This is a genomic window from Chryseobacterium daeguense DSM 19388 (assembly GCF_000430825.1).
GTDB lineage: Bacteria > Bacteroidota > Bacteroidia > Flavobacteriales > Weeksellaceae > Chryseobacterium > Chryseobacterium daeguense.
In genome coordinates, this window is record NZ_AUMT01000022.1 from 13,613 (window position 1) to 35,778 (window position 22,166).

24 protein-coding genes are annotated in these 22,166 nt (G+C 36.7%); 4 read left to right on the forward strand and 20 right to left on the reverse strand.

What is annotated here, in order from left to right; all coding sequences use genetic code 11:
- Window positions 1-53 precede the first annotated feature (53 nt).
- Window positions 54-995, reverse strand: a complete 942-nt coding sequence (locus H560_RS0118910) for a glycosyltransferase family 2 protein (RefSeq protein WP_027381435.1) — start codon at window positions 993-995, stop codon at window positions 54-56.
- 409 nt (window positions 996-1,404) lie between these two features.
- Here H560_RS0118910 and H560_RS22025 point away from each other — a divergent pair, with 409 nt between their 5' ends.
- The 3 genes from H560_RS22025 (at window position 1,405) to H560_RS23820 (ending at window position 2,337) form a co-directional block, all read left to right on the forward strand.
- Window positions 1,405-1,599, forward strand: a complete 195-nt coding sequence (locus H560_RS22025; RefSeq protein ID WP_081414008.1) for a transposase — start codon at window positions 1,405-1,407, stop codon at window positions 1,597-1,599.
- A gap of 336 nt (window positions 1,600-1,935) precedes the next feature.
- Window positions 1,936-2,220 (forward strand): IS3 family transposase, encoded by a 285-nt coding sequence (locus tag H560_RS22585; protein ID WP_051289389.1) that lies wholly within the window; start codon window positions 1,936-1,938, stop codon window positions 2,218-2,220.
- A 3-nt stretch (window positions 2,221-2,223) separates the two neighbouring features.
- Window positions 2,224-2,337, forward strand: a complete 114-nt coding sequence (locus tag H560_RS23820; protein ID WP_155845047.1) for an integrase core domain-containing protein — start codon at window positions 2,224-2,226, stop codon at window positions 2,335-2,337.
- 145 nt (window positions 2,338-2,482) lie between these two features.
- On the opposite strand, the gene H560_RS22035 is transcribed toward H560_RS23820, so the two are convergent.
- The 15 genes from H560_RS22035 to H560_RS0118990 all read right to left on the reverse strand — a co-directional run bounded on the left by H560_RS22035 (window position 2,483) and on the right by H560_RS0118990 (window position 17,637).
- Complete coding sequence (locus tag H560_RS22035) at window positions 2,483-3,100, reverse strand: IS3 family transposase (RefSeq protein ID WP_081414009.1); 618 nt, start codon at window positions 3,098-3,100, stop codon at window positions 2,483-2,485.
- A gap of 171 nt (window positions 3,101-3,271) precedes the next feature.
- Window positions 3,272-3,460: a transposase gene (locus tag H560_RS22590; protein WP_051289391.1), complete on the reverse strand. Its 189-nt coding sequence runs from the start codon at window positions 3,458-3,460 to the stop codon at window positions 3,272-3,274.
- A 206-nt stretch (window positions 3,461-3,666) separates the two neighbouring features.
- Window positions 3,667-5,400, reverse strand: a complete 1,734-nt coding sequence (locus H560_RS0118935; protein WP_027381436.1) for an ATP-binding protein — start codon at window positions 5,398-5,400, stop codon at window positions 3,667-3,669.
- Window positions 5,400-6,524: a histidine kinase gene (locus H560_RS0118940; protein ID WP_027381437.1), complete on the reverse strand. Its 1,125-nt coding sequence runs from the start codon at window positions 6,522-6,524 to the stop codon at window positions 5,400-5,402. Before H560_RS0118940 ends, H560_RS0118935 begins: the two co-directional genes overlap by 1 nt.
- Window positions 6,525-6,549: 25 nt before the next feature.
- Entirely contained in the window at window positions 6,550-7,398 is an 849-nt protein-coding gene (locus H560_RS22045) for a DUF389 domain-containing protein (RefSeq protein ID WP_051289392.1), read from the reverse strand.
- A 108-nt stretch (window positions 7,399-7,506) separates the two neighbouring features.
- Window positions 7,507-8,598: a porin gene (locus tag H560_RS0118950; protein WP_027381438.1), complete on the reverse strand. Its 1,092-nt coding sequence runs from the start codon at window positions 8,596-8,598 to the stop codon at window positions 7,507-7,509.
- A 92-nt stretch (window positions 8,599-8,690) separates the two neighbouring features.
- Window positions 8,691-9,251, reverse strand: a complete 561-nt coding sequence (locus H560_RS0118955; RefSeq protein WP_027381439.1) for a K(+)-transporting ATPase subunit C — start codon at window positions 9,249-9,251, stop codon at window positions 8,691-8,693.
- Window positions 9,252-9,363: 112 nt separating this feature from the next.
- Window positions 9,364-11,385, reverse strand: a complete 2,022-nt coding sequence (kdpB, locus tag H560_RS0118960; protein ID WP_027381440.1) for a potassium-transporting ATPase subunit KdpB — start codon at window positions 11,383-11,385, stop codon at window positions 9,364-9,366.
- Window positions 11,386-11,400: 15 nt separating this feature from the next.
- Window positions 11,401-13,098, reverse strand: coding sequence for a potassium-transporting ATPase subunit KdpA (gene kdpA, locus H560_RS0118965; protein ID WP_027381441.1), 1,698 nt, complete (start codon window positions 13,096-13,098; stop codon window positions 11,401-11,403).
- Window positions 13,099-13,285: 187 nt separating this feature from the next.
- A complete protein-coding gene (locus H560_RS22815; protein WP_072884257.1) occupies window positions 13,286-13,363 on the reverse strand; it encodes a potassium-transporting ATPase subunit F in 78 nt (25 codons plus the stop codon).
- A 498-nt stretch (window positions 13,364-13,861) separates the two neighbouring features.
- Window positions 13,862-15,214 carry a Na+/H+ antiporter NhaA gene (gene nhaA, locus H560_RS0118970; RefSeq protein WP_034753266.1) on the reverse strand — a complete coding sequence of 451 codons (1,353 nt, stop codon included), beginning with the start codon at window positions 15,212-15,214 and terminating at the stop codon, window positions 13,862-13,864.
- Between the two features lie 22 nt (window positions 15,215-15,236).
- Window positions 15,237-16,583, reverse strand: coding sequence for a sigma-54-dependent transcriptional regulator (locus H560_RS0118975; protein WP_027381443.1), 1,347 nt, complete (start codon window positions 16,581-16,583; stop codon window positions 15,237-15,239).
- Window positions 16,584-16,729: 146 nt separating this feature from the next.
- Window positions 16,730-17,116, reverse strand: coding sequence for a DUF7674 family protein (locus tag H560_RS0118980; protein WP_034753269.1), 387 nt, complete (start codon window positions 17,114-17,116; stop codon window positions 16,730-16,732).
- 25 nt (window positions 17,117-17,141) lie between these two features.
- The gene (locus H560_RS23660) at window positions 17,142-17,267 is read right to left on the reverse strand and encodes a hypothetical protein (protein WP_262486304.1); all 126 of its coding nucleotides are present in this window, start codon (window positions 17,265-17,267) and stop codon (window positions 17,142-17,144) included.
- Window positions 17,268-17,277: 10 nt separating this feature from the next.
- Window positions 17,278-17,637: a DUF7674 family protein gene (locus tag H560_RS0118990; RefSeq protein WP_027381445.1), complete on the reverse strand. Its 360-nt coding sequence runs from the start codon at window positions 17,635-17,637 to the stop codon at window positions 17,278-17,280.
- Window positions 17,638-17,954: 317 nt separating this feature from the next.
- Here H560_RS0118990 and H560_RS0118995 point away from each other — a divergent pair, with 317 nt between their 5' ends.
- Window positions 17,955-18,155 carry a hypothetical protein gene (locus H560_RS0118995; protein ID WP_027381446.1) on the forward strand — a complete coding sequence of 67 codons (201 nt, stop codon included), beginning with the start codon at window positions 17,955-17,957 and terminating at the stop codon, window positions 18,153-18,155.
- 114 nt (window positions 18,156-18,269) lie between these two features.
- On the opposite strand, the gene H560_RS0119000 is transcribed toward H560_RS0118995, so the two are convergent.
- From H560_RS0119000 to H560_RS0119015, 4 genes are all read right to left on the reverse strand, one after another.
- Window positions 18,270-19,112 carry a sialate O-acetylesterase gene (locus H560_RS0119000; RefSeq protein WP_027381447.1) on the reverse strand — a complete coding sequence of 281 codons (843 nt, stop codon included), beginning with the start codon at window positions 19,110-19,112 and terminating at the stop codon, window positions 18,270-18,272.
- A gap of 540 nt (window positions 19,113-19,652) precedes the next feature.
- Window positions 19,653-20,564 (reverse strand): helix-turn-helix domain-containing protein, encoded by a 912-nt coding sequence (locus tag H560_RS0119005; RefSeq protein WP_027381448.1) that lies wholly within the window; start codon window positions 20,562-20,564, stop codon window positions 19,653-19,655.
- A 42-nt stretch (window positions 20,565-20,606) separates the two neighbouring features.
- Window positions 20,607-20,975, reverse strand: a complete 369-nt coding sequence (locus tag H560_RS0119010) for a DUF4345 family protein (RefSeq protein ID WP_027381449.1) — start codon at window positions 20,973-20,975, stop codon at window positions 20,607-20,609.
- Window positions 20,976-21,014: 39 nt separating this feature from the next.
- On the reverse strand, window positions 21,015-21,815 hold the full coding sequence (locus H560_RS0119015) for an SDR family oxidoreductase (protein ID WP_027381450.1): 801 nt from the start codon (window positions 21,813-21,815) through the stop codon (window positions 21,015-21,017).
- Window positions 21,816-22,166: the final 351 nt, after the last annotated feature.

The window sequence follows — 22,166 nt, forward strand, 5'->3', positions numbered from 1 at the left end:
ATATTATCTTATATAGGTTGAGAACTTTAATCTTAAGCCTAAAATATTCCTTGTTAATATAAATCGTTCCTGAAATTAACATTGTAAAGACCTGAACGAATGCTGTAATAATCTATAAATAAATATTTGATAATCATTTTCCATTTTTTTGCCACAGGAGAATTGGCGATTTCAAAACTACGGTGCATTCTTTTGATATGTACTTTTATAGTTTCGTCGATTCCTTTTTCATTTTTTGCCCACTCATGGATTTCTTTCCATAATAAAACTCTTGTAGAAGCAGGATTTATTTTTTTTGTATCCACTTTAGTAATTCTGTTATTTTCATGTACACCTCTCATTGCAATAGCTTCATCTAAAATACCGGGATAAAGATTAAGATAATAAGACAGTCGGAACAAGAATTCGGTATCCTCATGATATTTCAGATGGGGTTTAAACAGATCATCTATTTTTAAAAGCAGGGATTCTTTCCGTACTGTTAATGCATCCAATGTGAAAAGTCCGAAACTCCCGAGCATATTCAACTGTCCCGGCAAAACGTCCTTTGGATGATATTTTTTATATACCGTTGTGAGACGATTTTTAAAAATATTATAATACTGTTCTTTTGCTTTTTGGGTATAATAATGTACTCCTAAAGCTCCATAAATACCATCAATTTCTGGATACCGAAATAATTCTTTTTCAGCTGTAAAACGATTGGGTAGATAATAATCATCTGCATCTAAAAAAGCAATAAAATCTCCAGTGGCAGCTTTTATTCCGATATTTCTGCTTTTCCCGGGACCGTGATTCTTTTTATCAGGATGTTGAAATAGCTTTACTCTTTCATATTGATTTGCAAGCTGCTGGCAAACATGCAATGCATTATCGGGTGACCCGTCTTCTATGAGTAATACTTCAGATACTTCCTTAAACTGTAAGGCTGATTCTACTGCGTTGGCAACATATTTTTCGGCATTGTATACAGGGATGATGACTGATATTTTCATTTTCACTTAAGAATTTTTTTGTATTTGTCTATAATTTTCTGTAAACTTCATTCAATTTTTGCATGGTCCGTTTATAAAATTTCATATTTGTTATTGTCATCAACTATAAAGCTTTTCGCAAATATTTTCTTGTTCAGATTCTTACAGTTTCTTCTCTGATTCTATATATTAAATTATATTATTCCAATGTGTATATAAGTATTATTATGCTAAGATAAAATATCCAATTGGCCTTACGAGTAGTACGATTACTACAGATTACTACAAGAAGTACATTCAAGTTGATAAGAAAGCTAAAATGCCAAGATTAGAAAAAGTATCCCTGGCAATATTATTGAATTGTAAACTTCCCTGAAAATGTATCCATTTAAAGATAGAGTTTTTGATTTAAAAAACTTTAAATTTAAATATGAAAAAGAGTAAGTTTTCAGAGAGTCAGGTTTTTGGAATTTTAAGAGAACAAGAAATTGGAAAGAGTGTGATAGAAATATGCCGTAATCACGGCATTACACAAGGTACTTTTTATCGTTGGAAGAGTAAATATTCCGGGATGAAAAGTTCGGATAATTCAAAAGCTGCGGGATCTGGAATCCGAAAATTCTAAACTTAAAAAACTTTATGCAGAAAGATGTTTAGAGATTGAAGCTTTAAAAGATGTTCTATCAAAAAAGTGGTAAAGCCTTCTGGACAGCGTGAAATTGTCAACTTTATTCGTGAGAAATATAATTTAAGTGAAAGGAAAAGTTGTTTAACAATTGGCATCAGCAGGCGCAGCTATCGGTATAAAAGCAGAAAAAATGACGATGGAATTAATTGAGGCTTTAACAAGACTTTCGCAAGAGCATCCGGGTTATGGTTTTTGGAAGCTATACCATAAACTTAGGAGTTTGGATATATTTGGAATCATAAACGGGTTTATAGGGTTTATGTAGCCTTAAAAATGAGTATTCGCAGAAGGGTAAGAAAAAGACTTCCTACCAGAGCCAAAGAAAATATCAGTATTCCACTGAAGCCTGATGAATGTTGGAGTATGGATTTTATGAGCGATAGTTTATATGATGGGAGAAGGTTCAGGATATTAAATATTGCTGATGATTATAACCGGGAATTATTGTCAATGGAAATTGATACAAGCATCTGCTCTGCAAGAGTAGCGAGAGTTTTGGATCATTTAAAACAACAGGGACGTAAGCCTAAACGCATAAGAGTTGACAATGGTCCATAGTTTATATCCAAAAATCTTCAGCTATGGGCTCAGGAAAATAAAGTAGAAATCCACTATATACAGCCTGGGAAACCTACACAAAACAGCCTTATTGAAAGATTATTAATATCTTATTGACAAGATATTTCCTTCAGTTATGGATTCCGAATTATAAAAGACCAAAGATTAAATCCTTGGTCTCTTATATAATTTCTGTTCCAAAAAGTACTGGATCACATGTAAATTATTGCAAATCATACTAAGGTTTTGAAAAAACTCTCCGCTATAGCATTGTCGTAGCAATTCCTTTTCCACTCATACTTCGGGTAATGTTTTTTCCGACTATTGACGTAAATTCTGTGCAGGCATACTGTATCCCTCTGTCCGAATGAAAAATTAAACTATCATGATTTTGTAAAGGACGGTGAAACCGTGCCATTTTCAAGGCAGCAATACTGGTGTCCTGAGCCCTCATCGTCTCACTTAGCGACCATCCTATAACCTTTCTGTCGAACAAATCAATGACCGTCGTGAGGTATAGCCAGCCCTGACCTGTACGGATATAAGTAATATCAGAAACCCAGACTTCTTTGCTGTTGTTAGTCTGAAAATTTTGATTCAAATAATTCTCTACAACAGGGTATAGGTGCGAAGAATTGGTAGTTTTCTTAAATTTTTTCTTTATTATACTTCTCAATCCACGTTCTCTCATCAGTCTGGCAACGAAAGGACGTGAGGCTTTCATCCCCTTTGCTTCTAATTCCCTGGCGATGCGAGGACTTCCATATTTGCCACGGCTCCAATGATAAATACTGAAGATCTCTGAAGACAACACAGCTCTTCTTTCTGATCGTTTAATAGGTTTCTTTTTCTTCCAATGATAGAAGCTGCTTCTACTCACCTTTAATACCTAACACATCTTCCCGACAGGAAACACACTAGCATGATCCTTGATAAATTTATATCTTACCCGTCTCGTCTCTCCCCAAGAAGATGCCTACCGCCTTTTTTAAGATGTCACGCTCAAGTTTTGTATCTTCTAACTCTTTACGAAGTCTCAGTAGTTCTTCTCTTATCGGATCAGAGGAAATTTGCTTTTCTTAGTAAGTTTGCCTTTTCTGTGAAGTTTTCTCCAAGTGACCAAACTTTCTTTACAGATTCCAAGCTCCTCGGCTACTGAAGAAACATTACCTCTTTGCTCACTTAATGAAACTGCTTGGATCTTAAACTCTAAACTGTAATTTTTTCTGATTTTTTTCATACTCTTAAAGTTAAAGAGTATAAGAATTGTGTCCTAACAAAGGTAGCAACTCCAATAATTAATGTTTTCTTTGATGGTATAACAGCATAACGAAACAATCAGCACCATAGAAATGCTGATTATATATTGTCTTACATAGCTATTTTTTGTTTTGACCAACTTATCTGGAAATGGATATTTTGTGAAATATACCAATAAACCCAGATTTAAATATGATTTGTAAAAGCTTTTAATGTGAAACTAAATGTACTCCCAGCACCAAAATCACTCTCGACTTCTATAGTTCCGCCTTGCGATTCTACAAATTCTTTGCTGATACTCAAGCCTAAACCTGTACCCTGCTTTTTCGAACCTGGAATTCTAAAATATCTGTCAAAAACTTTAGCAATATATTGTGGTTCAATCCCTTTGCCTGTATCTGTAACAGAAAATTTCACCTTGTCTTCGATTTGGGATACATCAATAATTATCTCAGAGTTTTCATAAGAATAAGTGATTGCGTTGGAAAGAAGGTTATTGAGAATCCAGACCACCTTTTCGCTGTCAGCTAAAACATATTCCAATTGTGGCTGTTTTTCAAATTTAAAATTAATCTGTTTATTTTCCGCTGAAACTTTGTTAGCTTCAAGAGATTGATTAACAACTTCATCAATCAAAATAGGTGCTATATTCATTTTAATCGAGCCACTTTCCAACTGGGCAATATTGAGCAGTTCTCCGGTTATATTTAATAATCGATTAGTGTCATCTTTTATCCCGATAAGCAGATTTTTCTGTTCTTCATTAAGCGCTCCTATTTTTTCATTTTCCAAAAGCTGAATTCCCATTTTTATAGATGAAATAGGGGTTTTAAATTCGTGAGAAACCGTTCCGATGAAGTTGGTTTTTGCTAAATCCAATTCTTTAAAAGGCGTAATATTACGAAGCATAATAACCTGCCCGATAAATTGGCTTTTTTGCTCGCCGGTGGGAACGATATTGATATCGATAACTTCTTTTTCAAAATAACTTTCCTTTCCGTCTGCATAGATTTTCATTGATTTGGTCTCGGAATTTCCTTTGGAATCCATAATATTTTTAATAATATCTCTTATCAAATCATTGTTAACAGCTACATCCTGAATTAGTTTGCCTACAAAATTTTCTTTTTTCAATCCTGTAATCAATAATGCTTCGTCATTCACGAAAAGAACTTTTTTATTTTCATCAATACCAATCACTGGGTCGTGCATATTATCGATAAGGGTTTCAATTCGTTTTTTACCTTTCAAAATCTTTTCAAGTTTACTTTCGCTATATTCCTGTATTTTTTCAGCCATTGTATTGAAGGATTTTGCCAGTTCCCCAAACTCACTGGAACTGTCGAAATGTACCCGCTCTTTATAATTTTGATTGGCTATCTGTTTGATACTTGATGTCAAAATTTTCAGAGGGTCTGCTATCGAAGGTAAGTTAATCAGTAAAACAAAAGCTAGCAAAAAGCATATCGTTCCTGAGATTGAGATGACGGCAATAGCTTCTTTCGCAGTTTCATCCGCAACCCGGCTTTTACTGTTGATTGCCGTCATATTCAGCTGCATCAGTTCAGCAATATCTTTACGTATAGACGATTGCAGTTCCCTATTAAATGGTTCTTTTTTTAAAGCTTCAAAGTGAATGATGACTTTGTCGGTAGCTTCCTTTTCTCCAATCTCGGTCACATTTTTCTTCTGATAATCCAAATGTTTTTTAAAAACTGCAAATGCCAACGGGTCAGTATTGACTTCTTCCAATGCTAATAACATATTTCTGGAATACTCCAAGGTTTTATAGTTGGCAACCAAGATATTATTGGTGTCTTTCTTTAATTTGCTGATATACCATCCGCTGAGAATGGACAGTACAACAATCATCAGAAACAGGCATCCAACTCCTATTGTAATTTTTGTTTTGATTTTCATTATGAAAGAATTACTAAGTCTATATTTTCCTGAGAAAGTTTATTTAACAACGTATTAAAAGTATCGGTTGCCAGGATAATCTTCCATAAATTGAGGTGAGGTTTACCGATACAGACCGTTGTGATTTTTCTTTCCTCGCACTGCTGCATAATCGCCTGAGCCACTTTCATACTTTCAACCTTAATGATTTCAGCTCCTAATTCTGTAGCCAGTTTAAAATTATTAATCAGATGCCGCTGTTTGTCCAGAGGAATTTTATCGGAACTTTCTCTGGGAATCTGCACATACAAAAGATACCATTGGCTGTTGTAATAATTAGCCAGCCTTGCCGTTTTCCGGATGACATTCTTTGCGGTCTTTTCATTGGAACTGATACAGGCTAAGAATTTTTCTTTTTTAACGGGTTTATGAATCGTAACTTCCGTTTCCACTTTTCTCGTGACTTGTGAAGCAACCTCTCTCAAAGCCAATTCCCGAAGCTGGAGAATATTTTCAGATTTAAAAAAATTATTGAGTGCCGAATTGATTTTTGACTGGTCGTAGATTTTTCCCGCCTTCAGACGATCTATCAATTCTTCGGATGTGAGGTCGATATTCACCACCTCATCTGCCTGAACCAAAACATTGTCTGGAATACGCTCCTGAACTTCTATATTGGTAATTAGTTTCACATCATCATTGAGGCTTTCGATATGCTGAATGTTGACTGCACTGATGACATTGATTCCGGCATCCAGAATATCCATCACATCCTGCCAGCGTTTTTCGTTTTTACTGCCTTCGATATTGGTATGTGCCAACTCATCGACAATCACAACTTCGGGACGAAGGTTGATCACCGCCTGTACATCCAGTTCTTCAAACTCTTTTCCTTTGTAGAATAATTTTCTTCTCGGGATAATCGGAAGTCCGTCCAGCAAAGCGTGTGTCTCTTTACGGTGATGAGTTTCGATATATCCGATTTTTACATCGATTCCGCTGGATAAAAGAGCGTGCGCTTCCTGCAGCATTCTGTAGGTTTTGCCGACACCGGCGCTCATCCCGATATAGATTTTAAATTTTCCGCGTCTCGATTTTTTAATCAGGTTAAGAAAATCTTCTGCAGAATTTCCGTCTTGCGACATAGTATGATTTTTTATTTTTTTTAATTTAATTTTTTCCGACATTTCGTTCCAGACTTTCTACACGTTTCTCCAGTGCTTTTATTTTTTCTGAATCGGTCATCTGAGCCGGACTGTCTTCTTCCACCTTCCATTTCTGATAACCAATCCAGACTCCGGGAACCAGCATTATAGCCAGTAAAACATCCCATAAAATCACATTTTTGAGTGTGCGTTTTTCTTTGTTGAGTGTTTCAAATTTAAAATACCTCGACAGCAGAAAAGTGGCCCAGCCAATAAATAAACAGTTGATGAAATAGAAATATATCCCTCCTATAAAATAAGCATAATCAAGATGCGCAATTCCGTACGCAGCGGTACAAAGCGGCGGCATACAGGCGGTTGCAATGGCAACTCCGGCGATAATCTTTACGCCTTCTCTTTTCACAATTCCGATAAATCCTGCCAAACCTCCAAAAAAAGCCAGAAAAATATCAAAAATAGAAGCTTTTTGAAAAGATTCCAACAGCTGCGTGGTATGGTCGAAGGGATTAACGAGAAAAAAAACAGTTGCCGAAGCCAGACTTACGACCGTCATTTTCACCCAGTTTCTTACGCCCTCTATTCTCAGGTTTCTGTCGTTAATGGCTAAGCCGAATGCAAATCCTATCACAGGGCCCATCAACGGAGAAATCAACATCGCACCGATTACTGCACTTACAGAATTGGTGGTGAGCCCGATACAGGCAATCACCATTGCAAAACCCAAAATCCAGAGATTAAAACCTTTAAAAATTACGCCTTCCCTTATTTCTTCATATGTTTCCCATTCATTTTCTTCTCTTGCTGTATTGATTTGCTGACCTAAATATCTCCTGAAAATATCAAATCGTTTCACTGATAAAAATTTAATGAAAGTTAATTAATTTAGAGATAACTTCAGCCATTGCCATAAAAATCCCAACCGGTTTCCCGGCCAGGATTTCTTTAGTAAATATGGAGTCTGTTAAAAGCTTACTGCCAGTGATGTCACTGCCGTAACGCTGTTTGATTTTAAATTATTGTCCCTATTGAGGAAGATATCGTCTTTACTGCTAAGGTTTTTGATTTCCGTTCTCCAGACCAGATTGGGAAGTATCCAGTAATCAGCATTCAGAGAATACCCGAAAGTTTTGAATCCGTTTTCTGTACCTGTGGCAATCATTACGCCTTTTTCATCGCTGTAATATTCTCCTCTTGCTGCAATGCTGAATTTTTCTGTTGGGGAAAATTTAGCGATAACAACCGGAGAATACCAAACATTATATTGCTCGCTTCCTTTGGCTTTCTGCTCAGCGCCGATGTCAAAGCCTGTAATCAAAGCAAACTTTTTACTGATTTGGAAACTTCCGTATAGATTGTGAAAGTATCTCATCTGTCTGATGCTGTCCGGCTTATCGTTTCCGATGAAAGAACTGCTGTTCAGGGTAATTTTATCGTTAGGTTTGTATGTTAATTGATGTCCGAAAGCAACGGTTGAATTTCCGTCCACACGCTGGATTCTCTGCCATCCGTTTAGCACCAAACCGCTTACAAACCATTTTCCGCTGTCGCTGGTGTAGGAGATTTTGGCACCGCTTTCGAAGTAAGGCGAGTTGTCTGCCAGCATACTTCTCGTTAAAGTGAAACAGTCTTTGCTTACTGCACTTTCAAAACCGATGTGTGAAGGCATTATCCCGGCATCTACCCACAGATTTTTATTCTTGGAAATTTTTACCCCAACATTGGCCTCATAAATATTTTTAAGAACACCCGGTTCTGCCGCATAATTGGCATTCATATAAGTTCCTACTCCCAAAGCTACATTAGCTCTCATTCTTTCTGTCTCGTAATTGGCTTTAACATAACCTAAATTCAGGTTAGCCTCATTATTCCTGTTGTGGCTGTACACAAAGCCTGGTCTTGTATTGTTTTCAGGATTATTGAAATCATACTGGTAATACACTTCTGCATAACCACTGATTTTTAATGGGTTTTTAGTTTCTGTTTCTTCCTGAGCGTGCAGTGTAGAAAATGCTCCAAGCATTGCAAATGCCAGTAAAGATAGTTTTCTTTTCATTTCTAAATTTTTTATAATTGATGAGAAGTAAAATGTAAGATGTAAGAAATTTTTCAGTAGCTTCTCACTTTTAACTTCTCACTTTTAACTTTTCACTCTAATCCGTCTAATGCGATATTGAGTTTTAAAACATTGATTTTTTCTGTTCCGAACATTCCAAGGAAAGGAGATTCGATACTGTTTTGGATGAGTGAATTCACCTTGCTGATGTCAATTTTTCTAACGTCGGCAATTCTCTGAGCCTGAACTTTAGCGGCCTGCACCGAAATATTCGGGTCCAAACCTGCTCCACTCGCCGTTACAATATCTGAGGGGATTTCAGATTTCTTAACCGTTGGATTGTGCTTCATAAAGTTTTCGATTCTTGCATTCACATCTTTAAGATAGTCAGGGTTGGAAGGTCCTTTATTGCTTCCACCTGCTCCCGCAGCGTTGTAATCTACAGCCGACGGACGAGACCAGAAATATTCGTCTTTATCAAATTTCTGTCCTACATTGGCGTAAAATTTCTTTCCGTTATACTCAATGATTTCTCCTTTCCCGTTATTCGGGGCAGCCTGAGCAATACCGTAGATAAGAAATGTGTAGATTCCTGAAAAAAATACAGCACAGAAAAGTGTTAATCTGATGGCTGGTAATATATTTTGTTTCATTTCTTTTATTATTAAAATTGATTGTTAGAATCCGGCAGATGGAGAGTAATTTACTATTAAAATTTCAGACAAATCCACCTGACCGGCGTCCTAACATTAATTATTTTTTAGTTTAAATAAATACGGATACGAGTAAATCGATTAATTTGATTCCGATAAATGGAATTAAAACACCTCCTAAACCGTAAATCAGAAGATTTCTTCTCAACAGCGCACTTGCTCCGATGGGTTTGTAAGCCACACCTTTCAAAGCCAGTGGAATCAGCATCGGGATAACAATCGCATTGAAAATTACTGCGGAAAGAATTGCAGATTCAGGAGAATTAAGACCCATAATATTAAGTCCCTGCAATGCCGGAATCGAAGCAATAAACAATGCCGGAACGATTGCAAAATATTTTGCCACGTCATTCGCAATACTGAATGTTGTGAGCGTTCCACGGGTCATCAATAACTGCTTTCCGATTTCTACCACTTCAATCAGTTTTGTCGGGTCATTATCCAAATCCACCATATTTCCGGCTTCTTTGGCAGCCTGTGTTCCGCTGTTCATCGCAACACCTACGTCTGCCTGAGCAAGAGCCGGAGCGTCATTGGTTCCGTCTCCCATCATCGCTACCAATCTTCCTTCTGACTGTTCTTTTTTGATGTAATTCATTTTATCTTCGGGCTTGGCCTCTGCGATAAAATCATCTACTCCCGCTTTTTCAGCAATGAATTTTGCCGTTAAAGGGTTGTCTCCTGTAACCATCACGGTCTTGATTCCCATTTTTCTCAAACGGTCAAAACGCTCTTTGATTCCCGGTTTGATGATATCCTGAAGTTCTATAACCCCAAGCGCTTTTTCATTCTCTGAAACCACGAGCGGTGTTCCTCCGTTTTGAGAGATTTCTCTGACCTTCTGCTCAACTTCTGCCGGAAATACATTGCCCGAATTTGTAACAATATTTTTAATTGCGTCAGTTGCACCTTTTCTGATTCGTGTGTTCTCATAATCAATTCCCGAACTTCTTGTTTCTGCCGTAAAACTGATGAACTGCGGTTCTTTTACATCATAACTCAAAGGATTTACCCCTGCAAGTTCAATAATCGATTTTCCTTCCGGTGTATCGTCGGACATTGAGCTGAGTACGGCTGCTTTAACTAAAACTGCTTCATCGATGCCGTTCGCCGGATAAAAATGAGTAGCCTTTCTGTTTCCAATCGTGATGGTTCCTGTTTTATCCAATAACAAAACATCAATATCTCCAGCAGTTTCAACAGCTTTACCACTTTTAGTAATTACGTTGGCTCTTAAAGCTCTGTCCATTCCTGCAATACCGATGGCTGATAACAATCCTCCAATCGTTGTCGGAATCAGACAGACAAATAATGAAATGAACGCTGCAATGGTAATCGGCGTATTGGCATAATCACCAAATGGTTTTAGAGTTACCGTTACGATGATAAAAATCAGTGTAAAACCTGCCAGTAAAATCGTTAAGGCTATTTCATTCGGTGTCTTTTGTCTGGATGCACCTTCTACAAGAGCAATCATTTTATCAAGAAAGCTTTCTCCAGGTTCGGTCGTTACTTTTACTTTTATTTTGTCTGAAAGTACTTTTGTACCTCCTGTAACACTGCTTTTATCTCCGCCCGACTCACGGATTACCGGAGCAGATTCTCCCGTAATAGCACTTTCGTCAATCGTAGCCAAACCTTCGATAATTTCGCCATCGGACGGAATAATATCTCCGGCTTCACAAACAAATACATCGCCTTTTCTAAGCTGATTGGATGGAACTATTTTAACTTCTCCATTTGAAGCCAGCATTTTAGCAGGAGTTTCTTCTCTTGTTTTTCTTAAAGAATCTGCCTGCGCTTTACCTCTCGCTTCGGCGATAGCCTCTGCAAAATTGGCGAAAAGTAGCGTGATGAATAAAATAAGGGTTACGATGATATTGTACACCAGGCTTCCCTGGCTTTTTTCACCCATCGCAATCCAGATACATACTCCTGCCATTACCAGTGTTCCGATGTACACCATAAACATTACCGGGTTGCGGAACATTTTTGAAGGGTGCAGTTTTATAAATGATTGTTTCAATGCCTCATTGACTAATTCTGCCTGAAACAAATTGTTATTTCCTTTCATTGTTTTAATAATTAATTACATTGAAAAATATTCAGCGATAGGTCCCAAAGCCAGAGCCGGGAAGAACGACAACGCTGCTACGATGGCAATCACTGCGAAAACCATTAAGCCGAATGTTGCAGTATCTGTTTTTAAAGTTCCTGCACTTTCAGGAATATATTTTTTAGCAGCAAGGCTTCCTGCGATAGCAACCGAGCCTATGATTGGTAGATATCGCGCCATCAGCATCACAATTCCGCAGGCGATATTCCAGAATGGATTGTTATCAGCCAAACCTTCAAAACCACTTCCGTTGTTGGCACTTGATGAAGTAAACTCATACAGCATTTCGCTGAAACCGTGGAATCCGGGATTATTCAGCCAGCTTCCGTACTCATCGGGATTGTGCGCCACCATATAACTTGACATTGCTGTTCCGACAAGGATTAAAAAAGGATGGAGAAGCGCAATAATCATTGCGATTTTCATTTCTCTCGCTTCGATTTTCTTGCCTAAAAATTCAGGTGTTCTTCCGACCATCAGTCCGCTGATAAAAACGGCGAGGATAATGAAGATGTAAAAATTTAAGAAACCCACACCTACTCCGCCGTAGAAGGCATTCACCATCATTCCGAGCATCGTATTCATTCCGGAAAGCGGTGTGAGAGAATCGTGCATTGCATTCACAGAACCGTTACTTGTTACTGTTGTATTAATTGCCCAATAGGCAGAGGCAGCAGGTCCAAAGCGAACTTCTTTCCCTTCCATACTTCCCAGATTCTGTGCAATTCCCATCTTTTCGATGGCAGGATTTCCGCCCATTTCATTGATAACCGTTGGTGTCAGCAATAGAAGGAAACCAACAGTCATTACGCCAAATATAGTGTATGCTAATTTTTTTCTTCTTAAAACATAACCCATCGCAAATACCATTGCAATCGGAATCAGCATAATGGAAACCGTCTCAACAATATTGGTAAAATAACTTGGGTTTTCTAAAGGATGTGCGGAGTTGGGACCGAAAAATCCTCCTCCGTTGGTTCCCAGTTGTTTAATTGCTACAAAACCTGCAACCGGCCCGCGGCTTACTTCAACTTTATCCCCTTGTAATGTTGTGATTGGGTCTTTTCCTTCAAAGGTCATCGGCGTTCCACTGAATGCCAAAAGAGACGCTACAACAACAGCAATCGGAAAAAGAACTCTGGTACAGGTTCTGATAAATAAGAAGTAAAAATTCCCTAATTTATCCGTTGTTCTTTCTTTCATTGCAAGGAAAACTACCGCTGCGATGGCAATACCACAACCTGCAGAGATAAACTGCCACAACATCAAGGTCAGTTGCCCCATATAAGAAAGCCCTGATTCGCCTGAGTAATGTTGAAGATTGGTATTGGTTACGAAGCTTACCGCCGTATTAAATGCCAAATCTCCGCTCATTGACGGATTATTATCAGGATTGAGAGGCAGCCACGCCATATTGGTCAGCACAAACATTGATATAAGGAACCAGACCACATTGATTGTCAGCAAAGCGGACAGATGCTGTTTCCAGTTCATTTCTGCATCCGGATCTACGCCGGAAATTTTGTAAAAAAGTTTGTCGATTGGGTTAAAAATCCCATCCAGCCAGGTTTTTTCTTTGGTAAAGATTTTCCCGATGTATCTTCCCAGTGGAATTGCAAGCAAAACGACCAAGGCATACATCAGAACAATTCCTGTAATTTCTGTATTCATTTTTAATTAATAATTTTTATTGTATCGTTATCTGTTTGTGAGATGGTGGTGTTTTAATGAGCTGCCAAAGCTGCTCCTTTAACAATAATAATCAGATAGATAAAGGCTATTACGAAAGAGGTCCAAAAAAGCAAAGTCAGCCATTCCTTGCATTTCTCTTTTGTTTGGGGGCTCATTATCATTTTTTTTAAAATTTTTCAGGTTTCACGAGGACATAGCATATGTAAACGAATACGGCTATAGCTATGATGAATAATGCTGTCATATCTCTTCAAAAGTTTTAATGGTTAAAAAAAATACTGCGTAGAGTACAACTCCTGCAAGTGTTAGGATGAGTGTCATTTTTATAAATATTTAATTACTGATTCTAATAGCAAGTCCAACAAAAATTATAATCCCGTACAAGGTCAAAAGCAAATGCCACGGTTTGAAATTCTTGACTAATTTTAATTTCCAGCTTTTCATTTTGTAATATTTTCTGTTATGCCATAGTTTTTTCAATTCCAGAGCCAGAAATAAAATAAATTCTCAAACAACTGATTATCAATTCAATATTTCATTATTAAATATTTCATAATCAACAAAACCCTATCGTTTTGAAAGGGTTTTATTTTCGTTTTGAAAGGTTGGTAAGATTTTTTTTGTGAAGAATTGAAGGTTTTTACATAAGGCTTTTTTATACGAAAGTCTCTTTTCTGAATAATAATCAATAAAAAAGTCCCCAATTTGCATTGGAGACTTAATCAATAATTTGTTTATAATTTTAACTTTCTTCTGTTTTAGAAGAGCTACTTTTCAGTATTAAATAGCCAATTACACCACCTATAATAGAAGCCGCAAAGATTCCTATTTTAGCTTCTATACTTAACATTTCGTGCTTGAATGCCAATGAGGTAATAAACAAAGACATTGTAAATCCTATTGATGCTAAAAATCCGATTCCGATGAGATTTTTAAGATTCATCCCTTCCGGAAATTTTGCGATTTTTAGTTTTACAAACAGATAAGTAAATCCGGTCACACCCAAAACTTTTCCACCAATCAAACCAAGGGCGACACCATAGAATACAGAACTTTTAAGCAACTCTTCGACATTCATATCAAGCGCCACTCCGGCATTTGCCAATGCAAAAACAGGAATTACAAAAAAAGTTACGAAAGGGTGCATCGTATGCTCTAACCTCTGTAAAGGAGGTAATGCCATATTGGTTCCGACTTTAATTTTTTCAAGAACGTGAACCTGATCATTCGTTAAAACATCTTCTTTTCCGTTGGGGTCTAAAGACCTAAATCTATTGATGTAATTCTGTATTTTCTGAATGTAGGTATTCTCATCAACCTTCACATCGGTAGGAATGGTGAATGCAGCCAGAACAGCAGCAATGGTAGCGTGGATCCCTGATAGAAGAAAGGTGATCCAAACCCCGACAATTCCAAGAACTGCATAAAAAAATACGTTTCTGATTCCCATTCTGTTCCCCAAATACATAATCGCTAAAAATCCACAACCTAAACCTAAATTAAAGAATGATATTTCTGAGGTGTAAAAAAAAACGATGACCAAAACGGCTCCCAAATCATCTACAATGGCAAGGGCAGTTAAAAAAATCTTTAAAGACAAAGGGATTCTGTCTCCTAAAAAATAAAGGACGCCCAAAGCAAAGGCAATATCTGTAGCCATCGGAATTCCCCAACCACTTTGTTGCTCCCCAGAAGGATTTAACGAAAAATAAATCAATGCGGGCATTATCATTCCGCCCAGTGCAGCAACAATAGGTAGAAGTGCTTTTCTAAAATCTGAAAGCTCGCCGGCAATAATTTCCCTTTTTAATTCGAGACCAACCACGAAAAAGAAAACAGCCATAAGACCATCATTAATCCAATGGTGAAGGCTGAAATTCAAATAGGTTTTAGAATCGAATATAAAACCTAGTTTATGTTCAAAAAAATGAAAATACTGTTCAGACCAACCAGAATTTGCCAGGAACATCGCAATGACAACACAAATCGCCAGTACAATACCTCCTGCTTTTTCCTGATTCATAAATCGCTGAAGCGGATTTGTAATTTTATCTATCGGAAAAGTTTTCTGTTCTATTGTGTTGTTTGGTTCCATTTTTATAATTTTTCTTAATTTCCTATCCGATTCCGTATTCTGTTAATTTTCGGTATAGTGTTGTTAATGCAATATTGAGAAGTTTTGCCGTTTCTGTTTTATTGCCGTTGGTATAATTCAAAACTTTTTGAATATGAACTTTTTCTGCACTGGCCAACTCAAAGGCTGAGAGTGTTTTTCTTTTAATACCTTCGCTATCGAAATGATGAAACTCTGCCGGTAAGGAATCTACCTCAAGTATATCACTGTCTGTAAGAATTGTACTTCTTTCTATAATATTTCGGAGTTCACGAATGTTACCTTTCCAGGAATGTCTTTTAAGAGCTTCAAGAAATTCTGATGATAAACCCTTTATCTTTTTTCCTGCTTTTACCGAAAAAGTTTTCAGGAAATAGTGGGCAAGTTCTTCAATATCCTGTACCCTTTCTCTGAGAGAAGGTAAAGCAATATTAAAAATATTGATTCTGTAATAAAGGTCTTCCCTAAAATTGCCATTATCTATTTCTTTCAGCAAATCTCTGTTGGTGGCAGCGATAATACGGACATCCACCTTCGTCGGTTTGTTGTCTCCCACCTTCAAAAACTCACCTGATTCCAATACACGAAGTAATTTCGCCTGCAAATCGAGGGGCATTTCACCAATTTCATCAAGAAAAACAGTTCCACGGTTGGCTTCTTCGAAAATCCCTTTAGAGTCTTTTACCGCTCCTGTAAATGCGCCTGCTTTGTGGCCAAACAGTTCATTCTCCAAAAGTTCCTTGCTAAAAGCTGAACAGTTGACCGCAATAAAATGATGTTTTGATCTTATACTGGCATTGTGAATGGCGTTGGCAAATACTTCTTTACCCGTCCCTGTTTCCCCGCTCAATAAAACAGTTGCATCAGTTTGCGACACTTTTTTACCGGACTGAAGAGCTTCAGCCAGTTTTTTTGAATGGCCAATAATTGTTTCAAAAGAATATTTGTTTCCCAACTGTTTTTCAAGTTGGTTGAGACGCTTATTCAGTTGTACTTTTTCAATCGCTTTGTAGACCAGCGGAATAATTTTATTGTTATCATCCCCTTTTGTAATATAATCAAAAGCTCCGTTCTTTATTGCCTGAACACCATCCGGAATATTTCCGTATGCCGTTAGAAGAATGATTTCCAAAGCAGGATATTTTTCTTTAATTTTCTTAACGAACTCTACGCCGCTGCCGTCGGGCAGCTTAACATCGCAAACCAAAACGTCTATTTCGGTATATTCCAGTCTTTTTAAGCCATTGGCAAGATCTGAAGCCTGAAAAACTTCAAAACCTTCAAGGCTGATAATTTTAGAAAGTAAAGTTCTTATCTTTTCTTCGTCGTCTATAATAAGTATTTTTTCCACTTTCTTAATTTATATGCAAATTTACTATTATCTCTTCAATATACTCCATTTTATCGGATTTTTATGATTTTATCAAACAAAAAACCAGCAGACGAATTGGGTCTGCTGTATAGATAGTAAGTGATTGGTGGTACTGTAATTTTTTCTTATTGATAAAGTGAATTTATCGTTTTATTATTTTGTGCCAGCTGTTTATATACGCATAAAAAATCGCTGCCTATTTCCTGGTGTATAATTTTCCATTGCTGTGGCTGAGCTCTCTTTTTAAGACTGTTGAAACACAGAATAAAAATATTTTCGATCATATACCTGACATAAGCGTTTCCGTTTTTGTAGATCCATTCTGTTTTTTTGATCACTTCAGTTATTTCAAACAATTTAGATTCATCCAAAAGACATTTTATTCTGTCTACCATCAATTGTAAGACGCCCCCAAAATTGTGTTCTCCCGAAAGTTTTGAAATCTCACTTTCCATTTTTGGGAAAAACTGTTTTATATATTCAATTGCTTTTTCTTCATTAATCTTATTCATTTTTTTCAATATTAAATTTTCACTTTTATAATATCATTGCGATAATAAAAACAGCAACGATAACGGCAATATGAATGGCAAATATTTCATAGCCTTGCTTTCTTTTAGTCTTTTGCCAATCTTTCCAACTGCTGTATTTTCTGACTTTCATATAATTAATTTTAGATTCCGGATTTATAAACCTGACTTAGATATTTATTGCTTAATGTTGTAGAAATACCTTCAAATACGAGCTTTCTACAATTCGAATCACAGCTGAACGTAAGGCTGTCCAATGAAAAAACGAATATATTTTCTATGGCATTTTTTAATGCAGTATCTCCTTTTTCATATAACAGATTCATTTTTTCGATTGAATTTCTAAGAAGCTTTTGATTGTTTTCTTGTACAAGGGTTTTGATCTGTTTTGTAAAAGTGCTGATGTCCATAAATGAGTTATTCGTCCTGTATTTTTCCTTAAATTCTTCCTGACATTGAGGAATTACTTCAATAATTTCTGCTATAGCGTCTGTATGATTCATTGATTTTGTTTTCATACCAATGCCAAAATATATTCCGTAAAAACAACCAATTAGATAAATGTTTAATCCTGAGCCATTTAACAGTAAATTGTTTTTAATATCAACAGAAAAACCATATCAAAATGATAGCTTTGAATTTTCAAATTGATATAATGACGAGATGCTTCCGGAATGGGAAATTTCTGGGTCGAACATGACAAACTAGCGAAAGAAAAATTTAAAACAGTAATGTAAGCAAAGGCACTCCGGCAGGCGGAGGTTATTCCACAGCAGCAGACCTGCTGAGGTTTTCTACAGCTCTCCAAAAAAATACACTATTGAAAAAAGAATTTGCAAGTCTATATTTTACCGGTAAAGCTAAATATAAAGAAGGTTCGTATGCTTACGGTATCGTTGAGAGTTTTCTAAATGGTCAAAAAAAGACCATGGAGTCTTTGAAAATCTATTTAACAAAAGAGCCAAAGGATATGGAAGCTAAAATAAAATATGAAAATTTAAAAAACAGCAACAAGCGTTAAGTAATTTCTATAATATAACAGCAGATTGAATTGTCTTCACATAAACATGATATGAATCGAAAACTCATTTTCCATTATCGACACAATTTAAATTTCTTTTAGGTTTTGATTAGTTTACATTAATTTGGATAACTCTGCCTTATACTCATTTTCCGATAATATTCCGCTGAAAAACTTTATATTCAACAGTCCAATTTTCTCACTGTTGGTCAGTTCTCTTTGGTAGATCTTTTCAATCATTTGATCTTCTTCGACCAAAGGTTTTAATATATGCTGTCGCTTATCAAAAGCTTCAAAATAACGGACACCAAATTTTCTTAGAGAAGCTGAGTTAATATGTATATGGTCAGGATTTGAAGTAAGGCCCGAAGCCGTTACAAAATAACAATGCGGGGTAGTTCTCGCAAAATTTAAAAGAGCATCATTTACAACCGGATAGGCTGAGAAATGTTCCGCATAAGATCCTTCGCTTAAAAAATCACCAAGCCCACCCATAATTACAGGTAAATTCTGATCATTGAGCTCAGTACGAAATGCTTTTACAATCAGGGAAAACTTCTCACTATAGAGATGAGCATTTTTCTCATTGGCGTCATTTTCGCCCTGATGCCATAGAATTGCTTCTAATTTACTTGTCTTTTGAGCTAATTTTGCCTGTGCAACAGCATGTTGAAATAAAACCCCATCAATTGCCCAATCATCCAAACTTGTTCCTCCATCTGCACAGGGTATTAAACCAATTTCTTCCGATTCATTCTTCATACGCCAAGCAGCGGCAAAGGATGCTGAAAGACCAATTCCTGCATTGGGACGGTCAAAATTTACAGGCTCTACCATCGTTTGCCATCTACCGTTCCGAAGCATTTTTATATGTTCATCATAAATGATGTCTACATCTTTCAAAAACCCCCGTCCTGCCATATTGGATTGCCCTGCTAATAAAAAAGAGTGTGCCATTTTATTTTTATCATTTTTTGATTCATTCCAAAATCAAGTTTTTATTTGTTTTATCCTTACCTTATATTTTCAGATATTTCACAGCATTGCTGCCTAACTGCGTAATAGCAATTACAATATCCATTCTTAGCTAAGTTTAATTTAGAGATCAAATTTACATAAATGCATATCAGTAATAAAAATTATCCAAAACTTTCTTTCCAATTATTGTTACCTGTACTTGAGCATCAGGTGATATAGTTGAATTAATCAAAACAAAAAATACGTGAATCACTCAATGAACTCCGATGGAATCTAATAATAGTGCGATTTGTAGATATATATATATCAGCTTCAGCAAAAAAACAGCGTAATACTGAAATATGTAGATCGTAATAATCAAATTAGATCAGTAAAAATTAAGCTGAAGAATTAATATAAAATATTCATTAATGCAGATAAGATTGGGTTTTACTGTAAACAGCTAAACCCAATTTTTGATAATAACCAAAAATAGTTCAAATATATCATTCATCTGCTGATGGAAATCAAGATGATCATTTAATTGAAAGACTGCTTAAATTCCAGTGGAGACATATTGGTCTTCTTTTTGAAAAGCTTATTGAATGATTGGGAACGCTCAAATCCCAAATTGTAGGCAATTTCTGAAACCGTTAGATTCGTGGAGGTTAAATATTCTTTCGCTTTTTCGATAAGCTTCTCATGAATATGCTGCTGCGCACTCATTCCTGTAACTGACCGCAAAGCATCGCTAAGGTAATGGGAAGTGAGGTGAAGTTGGCTTGCAAGATATTCCACTGTGAGAATACCAGATTCAAGACTTTTTTCATTGTCATAATAATGATTAATGATCCGTTCTGTTTTGGTAAGTAAGTCATTATTTACCGCCCGCCGGGTAATGAACTGTCTTTCATAAAACCGCTGACAATAAGTAAGAAGAAGATCAATTTGAGAGACAATCACGTTTTGTGTATGATGATCGATATGCTGATACTCTTCCTCAATCTGTTTAAAAATTGCGGTAACTATTTTTTTCTCTTTTTCAGAAATATGAAGAGCCTCACTCACTGCGTAAGAAAAAAAACTATATTTTCTGATGCTTGCCGCCAATGGATGATTCGCCAGAAAATCAGGATGAAAGCTCAGAACATAGCCAATTCCGGCTTTTTTATTCAAAATATTGCTTGCTGCAGCCTCCACAGACTGAACCTGTTTGGGAGAGGTAAAGATCATGGAACCACTGTCAAAATCATAGTAGTTCTGGCCGTACTTTATTTTTGATTGAATATTACTTTTTAGCGATACTGTGTAAAACGTGGTGGTAAATTTACTCCACACTTCCGAGTGAACAGCATGCAGTTCTGAAACTTTCACGATACTGACCAAAGGATGCAATGGCGCCCCGATGGATAATAACTGGTGAAACTCTGATAATGATTGTATATTATGCATCTGTAAGTAATTTTGTATCTCTAAAGAGGTTGATTATTTAGATTAAACCGGATCCTCCCGGCTTAAGAAATATAAAAAAACAAAGATGATCAAAGCAGCCAGCTCGATCAAAAGCCAATACAGTTGTTTTTTGAAAAATCCGTCCAACGCAAGTCCTGTTACTCTCGCGATCATAATGCCAGCCGTAAATGCAATCAGCAATCCCAACACCGTCATTTTCCACGAATACCAGGCATTAAAAAACAGTAGAAAAAGACCGATTCCTAGCAGAAAACCCCAAAGCACTCTTCTCTCTATCATTTTATAACCGTCAGCGGCAACAGCGGAAGTACTGAAAAAATTAGGCTTCAACACTAAAGCGAAGCCGACAAAAAGTAATATTATTCCTGAGAAATTCAATAAAAGCTTCATAGGCATTCAAATACTTAAAGTTAGGAATTAATTTTTTGATTACAACAGCTGTTTTTTAAGCTCTTTCCTAAAATCTTCCTCTCCTATTTCCAAACGTCTGGCATACATTGCTTTGGTATCCTCTCCCACCAAATATCTGATCTGATCTTTTCCATCCGTTGCTGCTTCGTAAACCGCTTCTGCAACTTGCTCTGCCGGTATGGCCTGGTTCATCATGGCATCGGTGGAGCCAAATAGTTTTTCCTCTAAATCCTGATAAGCAGGGTGTAATCCTTTTTGAAGAGACCTGTCTAAAAAATTAGTGGCAGTGGCTCCGGGAGCAATCGTTTTAATACCGATCTGATGTATTCCTAATTCAAAGGACATACTTTCAGACCAGCCTTCTATTCCGAATTTGGAGGCGTGATAGATAGAGTGCAGCGGAAATCCCATAAAACCTCCCATGGACGTTGTACTGATAAACAGACCGCTTTTCTTTTCCCTAAAATGGGGAATGAAGGCCTTGGTAACCCTTATTACTCCCAAAAGATTAGTATTTACCTGTTGCACAATCTGCTCGTCAGTGTAGGATTCCAATGAACCTAATAAACCATAGCCTGCATTATTGAAGACAGCATCTACATCATGTAAAGATAATGCTTCAGCAACTGTTTCATTAATCTGTTCCGGATTGGTAACATCCAATGGTAAAAGGGTTACATTTTCCAACTGAGACAGCTCAGTTTCCTTTTCAGGAGTCCGCATGGTTGCAATAACGTTCCATCCTTTGGAATGAAATAATTTTGCCGTGGCTCTGCCAATGCCTGATGAAGCACCGGTAATGAAAATAGTTTTCTGCATTTTTATTTATTTAATCCTTATGTAAAGTTCATAACTTCTGTTGAAAGACCTGTTTCCAAACCGTTGTAAATTGTTTCCAAATCGTTGTTATTATTTGAATCCAGAGCAATAATCATGGTGCCAAACTATCTGCGATCCTTACCCGAATTGGTGGAGATTCTCAGGCTGTATAATCAGTAACATTCTATTATTTTTCGTTTTTGTCATCTTGAGAAACCTATTAAAATACCATAAGCCGGACCTCTTTTTCCGAAGTAAGGGGGATTTTGGAGTTGCTAACTTTGTTAGGACACAATTCTTATACTCTTTATCTTTAAGAGTATGAAAAAGATCAGAAAAAATTACAGTCTA